This is a genomic window from Bradyrhizobium sp. UNPF46 (assembly GCF_006658625.1).
GTDB classification, from domain to species: Bacteria; Pseudomonadota; Alphaproteobacteria; order Rhizobiales; family Xanthobacteraceae; genus Bradyrhizobium; species Bradyrhizobium nitroreducens.
On record NZ_LFJB01000024.1, the window covers coordinates 1 to 7,064 of the forward strand.

General features: G+C 65.5%; 8 protein-coding genes. 4 read left to right on the forward strand and 4 right to left on the reverse strand.

All coding sequences use genetic code 11. The features are described 5' to 3' along the window. Positions 1–179 precede the first annotated feature (179 nt). The 3 genes from UNPF46_RS11145 to UNPF46_RS11155 all read right to left on the reverse strand — a co-directional run bounded on the left by UNPF46_RS11145 (position 180) and on the right by UNPF46_RS11155 (position 2,449). A complete protein-coding gene (locus tag UNPF46_RS11145; protein WP_100179135.1) occupies positions 180–1,142 on the reverse strand; it encodes an acetyl-CoA carboxylase carboxyltransferase subunit alpha in 963 nt (320 codons plus the stop codon). A gap of 183 nt (positions 1,143–1,325) precedes the next feature. Continuing rightward, entirely contained in the window at positions 1,326–2,285 is a 960-nt protein-coding gene (xerD, locus tag UNPF46_RS11150) for a site-specific tyrosine recombinase XerD (RefSeq protein WP_142250047.1), read from the reverse strand. 17 nt (positions 2,286–2,302) lie between these two features. Next, the gene (locus UNPF46_RS11155; protein ID WP_014439243.1) at positions 2,303–2,449 is read right to left on the reverse strand and encodes a hypothetical protein; all 147 of its coding nucleotides are present in this window, start codon (positions 2,447–2,449) and stop codon (positions 2,303–2,305) included. Between the two features lie 182 nt (positions 2,450–2,631). Here UNPF46_RS11155 and UNPF46_RS11160 point away from each other — a divergent pair, with 182 nt between their 5' ends. Genes UNPF46_RS11160 through UNPF46_RS11170 form a run of 3 tightly spaced genes read left to right on the forward strand, consistent with a single transcriptional unit; the run spans position 2,632 to position 5,734 of the window. Further along, positions 2,632–3,255 (forward strand): shikimate kinase, encoded by a 624-nt coding sequence (locus UNPF46_RS11160; RefSeq protein WP_174719104.1) that lies wholly within the window; start codon positions 2,632–2,634, stop codon positions 3,253–3,255. Next, the gene (gene aroB, locus UNPF46_RS11165) at positions 3,252–4,400 is read left to right on the forward strand and encodes a 3-dehydroquinate synthase (protein WP_100179138.1); all 1,149 of its coding nucleotides are present in this window, start codon (positions 3,252–3,254) and stop codon (positions 4,398–4,400) included. Before UNPF46_RS11160 ends, aroB begins: the two co-directional genes overlap by 4 nt. Positions 4,401–4,429: 29 nt before the next feature. Continuing rightward, on the forward strand, positions 4,430–5,734 hold the full coding sequence (locus UNPF46_RS11170; RefSeq protein WP_142250048.1) for an HlyC/CorC family transporter: 1,305 nt from the start codon (positions 4,430–4,432) through the stop codon (positions 5,732–5,734). A 173-nt stretch (positions 5,735–5,907) separates the two neighbouring features. On the opposite strand, the gene UNPF46_RS11175 is transcribed toward UNPF46_RS11170, so the two are convergent. Beyond that, positions 5,908–6,177, reverse strand: a complete 270-nt coding sequence (locus UNPF46_RS11175) for a BolA family protein (RefSeq protein WP_100179140.1) — start codon at positions 6,175–6,177, stop codon at positions 5,908–5,910. Between the two features lie 105 nt (positions 6,178–6,282). On the opposite strand from UNPF46_RS11175, the gene UNPF46_RS11180 reads away from it, so the two are divergent. After that, complete coding sequence (locus UNPF46_RS11180; RefSeq protein ID WP_100179141.1) at positions 6,283–6,915, forward strand: J domain-containing protein; 633 nt, start codon at positions 6,283–6,285, stop codon at positions 6,913–6,915. Positions 6,916–7,064: the final 149 nt, after the last annotated feature.

The following is a 7,064-nucleotide window of genomic DNA, read 5'->3' on the forward strand; positions in this document are numbered from 1 at the left end:
AGCCGGCTCACGGCGTCAAGCGCCAAGGACCCAACGGCTTCCCGCCCACCATCATTATGACAGGCTTTTCAGACACAGGGGCCCATTGCTTGAGGCGACGCGCGGAAGCTGCTGGGTCCCGGCTCTGCGGAGCGTCACTTCGTGCCGCACCACGTCCGGGACACGGAAGAGAACCCGAATCAGCCCAGTTTCCGGCCGATATCGAGGAATTTCTGCCGGCGCTGCTGGCGGATGGCGTTGCCGTCCATCCCCCGGAGCTCGTCGAAGGCCTTGGCGATCGCATCACCGGTGGTGGCGATCATGGCGGCAGGGTCGCGGTGGGCGCCGCCAACCGGCTCCTTCAGGATGCTGTCGATCACCCCGAAGCGGAGCATGTCCTGGGCGGTGATCTTCATGTTGTTGGCAGCTTCCTGCGCCTTGGTGCCGTCGCGCCAGAGGATCGATGAGGCCGCTTCCGGCGAGATCACGCTGTAGATGGCGTGCTCCAGCATCAAGACCTTGTTGGCGGTGGTGATGGCGATGGCGCCGCCCGACATGCCCTCGCCGGTGATGATGGCGACGTTCGGCACGGTCAGTGCCATGCAGGCATCGGTCGAGCGCGCGATGGCTTCGGCCTGGCCCCGCTCCTCGGCGCCGATGCCGGGATAGGCGCCGGCGGAATCGGCCAGCGACAGCACCGGCAGGCCGAACCGCTCGGCCATCTCCATCAGCCGCACGCATTTGCGGTAACCTTCCGGCCGCGCCATGCCGAAATTGTGCTTGATGCGGCTCTCGGTGGAATCGCCTTTTTCCTGACCCATCACGCAGATCGCCTCGCCGCGGAAACGGCCGAATCCGGCGACCAGCGCCTCGTCCTCGCCGAACTTGCGGTCGCCGGCGAGCGGGGTGAATTCGGTGATCAGGCCCTTGATGAAGTCGTTGAAATGCGGCCGCTGCGGATGCCGCGCCACCAGCGTCTTCTGCCAGGGCGTCAGGTTTTGATAGAGATCGGCCAGCGCCTGCGCCGCCTTGTCCTCGATCTTGCCGATCTCCTCGGAGATGTCGGTGCCGGAGGCCGCGAGCGTCCTGAGCTCGTCGACCTTGGAGTCGAGCTCGGCGACGGGCTTTTCGAAGTCGAGATAGCTGCGCATCTGGTCTTGCATCAACTCAATATAGGGGGACGGGGCTCGAGAGCGAAGCGAGGTCGGGGCCGGGGAAAGAAGTGTAGCGTCTTCAAGGACTTGACCTGTGCGCCCGCAGGAGCGCGCCAAATCACGAATGAGGCCCCGGCTCTTTCTGCGGAGATGTGGCCGAAGTCAAGGCGGTTTCACGGGTTACGGCGACCACTACTTCTCCGCCAGCGGGTGCAGGTCGCGCACCAGGCTCTTCAGCCGCTCCTCGACCACATGGGTGTAGATCTGGGTCGTGGAGATGTCGGTGTGGCCGAGCAGGGTCTGCACGATGCGCAAATCCGCGCCATTGTGCAGGAGGTGGCTGGCAAAGGCGTGGCGCAGCACGTGAGGGGAGACCAGCCGGGCCTGAAGCCCGGAGGCGACCGCGAGCTCCTTCAAGTCGCGGGCGAAATGCTGGCGCGTCAGATGTCCGCTCTCGCCGAACGAGGGGAACAGCCATTTCGACGCGCCGAGGCTGTCCTTCTTCTTCTCGGTCCTCAAAGCTTCCGTCGCGGCGAGATAATCCGCCATCGCCTGGCGCGAGGCGTCGTTGAGCGGCACCAGGCGTTCCTTGTTGCCCTTGCCGCGCACCACGATCATGCGCGCATCGCGCTTGGCGGCCGAACGCGGCAGCGCCACCAGCTCGGAGACGCGCAGGCCCGTGGCGTAGAGCACCTCGAGCAGGCAATAGAGCCTTAAAGACCGCAGCCGCTTGGCGGGCGAGGCGTCCTCCGCCTCGCTCAATTCCTTGGCGCGGCGGAGCATGCGGTCGACATCTGATATCGAGAGCACTTTCGGCAGGCCGCGCCCGCGCTTGGGGCCGGACAGGACCGCGGCGGGATCCTCACTGCGGATGCGCTCGTTCAGCAGGAAGCGATAGAGATGCCGCATCGCCGACAGGCGGCGCGCGACGCTGGTGGATTTGAAGCCGCGGGTGTCGAGATCGGCGAGATAGTCGCGCAGCGTCTGCGTCTCGGCGTCCACGAATGTATGGCCGGCGCGGCCCAGAAATTCCGAGAAATCGGTGAGGTCGCGGCGATAGGCGTCGAGCGTATTGGGCCCGGCACCCTGTTCCGCCGCGAGCATGTCGAGGAACAGGCCGGTGAGCTTGGCGTCTGAGGGCGGGTTGCGCATGCCCTTCAGGCTAGCTCCTATTTCTTGAGAAACTTATCCGGCGGAATCGTCACCGTCATTTCCCGCGACTTGGGACTGACGAAATTGGCCAGTGCGAAGACCACGCCATAGACGATGCCGGCGATCACGGCGACGACCGTCAGGAAGCGGAACAGGCTGGGCATCGGCAGGATCTCGGGAGCAGGTCCAGGTCAGGGTCGAGGCGGGCAAATTAACCAATGAAATCATCCAACATGTTCGCCGTTTCGTGGCAAGAGTCCTCTGGCGAGGGCCTCCTCGGGGTCGTATAGGTGGCCAAAGCTGCCGCCTTTGGCGGCAGATCGAGCGAGATCCAGTCGAGCGAGACATGTCCGACGCCGCGTTGCCGATACCAGCTTCGCTAGAGGCCGACATCCTGTCGGCGCTCGGGGCGCGCTCGATCGTGCTCGTCGGTATGATGGGGGTGGGCAAGTCCACCATCGGCCGTCGCATGGCGCTCAGGCTCAAGCTGCCCTTCGTCGATGCCGACACCGAGATCGAGACGTCGGCCCAGATGAGCATTCCGGAGATCTTCGAGCGCCATGGCGAATCGTATTTCCGTGACGGCGAGGCGCGGGTGATCGCGCGGCTGCTCGACGGCGGGCCTGTGGTGCTGGCGACCGGCGGCGGCGCCTTCATGCGCGAGGAGACGCGCGCGCGCATCGCCGCGAAGGCGGTGTCGATCTGGCTGCGGGCGGACCATGACGTCATCATGCGCCGCGTGCGCCGCCGCGCCGACCGTCCGCTGCTCCAGACCGCCGATCCCGAAGGAACCGTGACGCGCCTGCTCACCGAGCGCGAGCCGATCTATGGCAAGGCTGATCTCACCATCGCATCGCGCGACGTTCCGCACGACCGAATCGTCGAGGAGTGCATCGCGGCGCTGCACGCCCATCTTTGCGGCGAGCATGCCGCCCAACCCCCTGCCGACGTCGCGAGTGCGTTGAGATGACTGCCCCCTTGAAACATTCCGATCCCGTCACCGTCGACGTCGCGCTCGGCGACCGCGCCTATGACATCGTCATCGGCCGCGGCGTGCTGGCCTCGCTTGGCGAACGGATCGCAAGCTTGCGCCCCGGCGTGCGCACCGCGATCGTGACCGATCGCACCGTCGCAAAACACTGGCTCGAGCCGACAGAGGCTTCGCTCGCCGCTGCCGGCATCCCGACCTCGCGCATCGTGGTCGAGGAAGGCGAGATCTCCAAGACCTATGCCGGCCTGGAGAAGGTCAGCGAGGCCCTGATCGCCGCCAGGATCGAGCGCAATGATCTCGTCATCGCGCTCGGCGGCGGCGTGGTCGGCGATCTCGCCGGCTTTGCCGCGGCGATCCTGCGCCGCGGCGTCGACTTCGTGCAGGTGCCGACCTCGCTGCTGGCGCAGGTCGATTCCTCCGTCGGCGGCAAGACCGGCATCAACTCGCCGCAGGGCAAGAACCTGCTGGGGGCCTTCCACCAGCCGGTGCTCGTCATCGCCGACACCGCCGTGCTGGACACGTTGTCGCCGCGCCAGTTCCGCGCCGGCTATGCCGAGGTTGCCAAATATGGCGTGCTCGGGGACGAGGCCTTCTTCTCCTGGCTGGAAAAGAACCATTCCGATATCTTCAAGGGCGGCTCGGCGCGCGAGCACGCGATCGCGACCTCCTGCCGCGCCAAGGCGGGCGTCGTCTCTCGTGACGAGCGCGAGACCGGCGAACGCGCGCTGCTCAATCTCGGCCACACCTTCGGTCACGCGCTGGAAGCGGCCACCGGTTTCTCCGACCGCCTGTTCCACGGCGAGGGCGTTGCCATCGGCATGACGCTGGCGGCGCAGTTCTCGGCCCGGCTCGGCATGATCGGCGAGCAGGACGCGGCGCGCGTCGAGCGGCATCTGATCGAAGCGGGGCTCCCGACCCGCCTGCAGGACATCGCCGGCTTTGCGCAGGAGGGGCTTGCCGACGCCGACGCGTTGATGGCCCTGATGGCGCAGGACAAGAAGGTCAAGCGGGGCAAGCTCACCTTCATCCTGCTGGAGGCCGTCGGGCGCGCCGTGATCGCTGGTGATGTCGAGCCGGCGCCGGTGCGCGATTTCCTGAAAGAGAAGCTCGCGCAAAAGGCTTGATGCGCGATTGAACTTCTGTTGAGTGGTTCATGGACTGGCTCGGATTCACCATCGTCATTCTCTGCCTGCTCGTCTCGGGTTTCTTCGCTGCGAGCGAGACTGCGCTGACCGGCGCCTCGCGCGCCAGCATGCTGCGGCTCTCCAAGCAGGGTAATCGCGACGCCGACGTCGTCTCACAGCTGCTCGACATGCGCGAGCGCCTGATCGGTGCGCTGCTGCTCGGCAACAACATCGCCAATATCGGCGCCTCGGCGCTGGCGACCGGCATCTTCACCTCCTGGTTCGGCGATGTCGGGGTGCTCTACGCCACCGGCGTGATGACCGCGCTGGTCGTGATCTTCGCCGAGGTGCTGCCGAAGACCATTGCCATCAACGCGCCGGATCGCATGGCGCTCGCGGTCGCGCGCCCGATGCGGCTGACGATGTACGTGCTGGGGCCGCTGCTCAAGATCGTCGAAGTCATCGTTCGCCTGCTGCTGCGCCTGTTCGGCCTCGCCGGCGAGCACCAGGCGATCCTGTCGCCGACCGAGCGCCTGCGCGGCGCGGTCGACCTGCTGCACCACGAGGGCAAGTTCGAGAAGCAGGACCGCGACATGCTCGGCGGCCTTCTGGACCTGCGCGAGCTCCAGGTCTCGGACGTCATGATCCATCGCACCGAGATGATGATGATCAACGCCGATTTGCCGCCGGAAGAGCTGGTGCGCGAGGTGCTGGCCACCGAGTACACCCGCATCCCGCTCTGGCGCGAGAAGCCGGAAAACATCATCGGCGTGCTCCACGCCAAGGATCTCCTGCGCGCGATCCGTGCCGCCGACGGCGACACCTCGCGCATCGACGTCTCCACCATCGCGCTGCCGCCCTGGTTCGTGCCGGAGATGCGCCCCGTCTCGGAGCAGCTCAAGGCCTTCCGCCGACGAAAAACCCATTTCGCGCTGGTCGTCGACGAGTACGGCGAAGTCGAAGGCCTCGTGACGCTGGAAGACATTTTGGAGGAGATCGTCGGCGACATCTCCGACGAGCACGACGTCGTCGTCGCCGGCGTGCGCGCTCAGCCGGACGGCTCGGTCGTGGTCGACGGCTCGGTGCCGATCCGCGATCTCAACCGCGCCATGGACTGGCATCTGCCCGATGAAGAGGCAACCACGGTCGCCGGCCTCGTCATCCACGAGGCGCGCTCGATCCCCGACCGCGGCCAGAGTTTTACGTTCCACGGCTTCCGCTTCCGCGTTCTCCGCCGCGAGCGCAATCGCATCACCGCGCTCCGTATTTCACCGGTGCCGCGCGAGACGGAGCTGGAAGAGGCCAAGCCGCGACGGGCGGGGACGTCGTTTTGATTCTTACCCTCCCCTGGAGGGGGAGGGTCGATCGCGCGTAGCGCGAGCGGGGTGGGGTGATCTCTCCACTCGGGCAGTGCTCAGCGCGGAAAGACCGTCACCCCACCCCGCTTCACATCTCGCTGCGCTCGGTGTGAAGCGACCCTCCCCCTCCAGGGGAGGGTAAGAGGAGATCAACCTTCCCCCGGCGCCTTGGCCTGGATCGCCAGTGCGTGCACGCTGCCGGAGAGTTCCGCGGCCAGCGCCGCATTTATCATGCGATGGCGGTCGACCCGGCTCTTCCCTTGGAAGGCATTCGACACAATATAGACGCGGTAGTGCGTCTCCCCGCCCGGCCGATGCCCGGCATGGCCCTCATGCAAATGTGACTCGTCGACGACTTGCAGGCTTTCCGGCGTGAAAGCTTCCTGCAACTTGTTGCTGATAGTGTCTCGCATAGCCATGTTGTGCCATTCGGGTGCAGAGGTCGCACCCGTTATTTGCCGGGTTTGCAGCGAATTGCAATGTCAAGACTTGAAGGTTTTTGCATTGCGTAGTCAAAGTCAGCCATGCCAATCGATTCATCGAAGTTCTTCGACTCCATCCGCGTCAAGCCGCGGGGCAAGCAGCCGGAAGTAAAGCCGCGCGACACCGCGGTCGGCTGCGAATGGGCCGGATGCCAGAACAAAGGCGCGCATCGCGCGCCGAAGGGCCGCGAGAACCAGCGCGAGTACTGGCACTTCTGCCTGAACCATGTGCGCGAGTACAACCAGAACTACAATTTCTTCTCCGGCATGAACGCCGACGCCGTCGCGCGCTACCAGAAGGACGCGCTGACCGGCCACCGTCCGACCTGGAAGATGGGCGCCAATGGCGGCAAGAAGGGTGCGGAAGCCGAGATCGACATGGCGTCCGATCCGTTCAGCATGTTCTCCGAGATCAACGGCCGCGCCAGCTGGCGGAAGGGGCCCGAAGCCGCGCCCAAAGCCGAGACGCGCAAGGTGATGAACGCCGAGCGCAAGGCGCTGCAGGTGATGGGCCTCGGCCCCGATTCCACGCTCGCCGACGTCAAGAGCAAGTACAAGGCGCTGGTCAAGCAGCACCACCCCGACGCCAATGGCGGCGACCGCTCGACCGAAGACCGCCTGATCGAGATCATCAAGGCGTATAATTATCTGAAGACGGTGGTGCGGGAGGCGTAAGCTGCCCCACTTGTCGCCACACCCTTGGTGTCGTCCCGGACAAGCGCAGCGGAGCGGAGCGCGGATCCGGCAACTGTTATGTTGACGGTGCGACCTTATAGATTTTTCGGTCGCGCAGCATAGCGTTGAGGATGGTCAGCAGCTTCCTG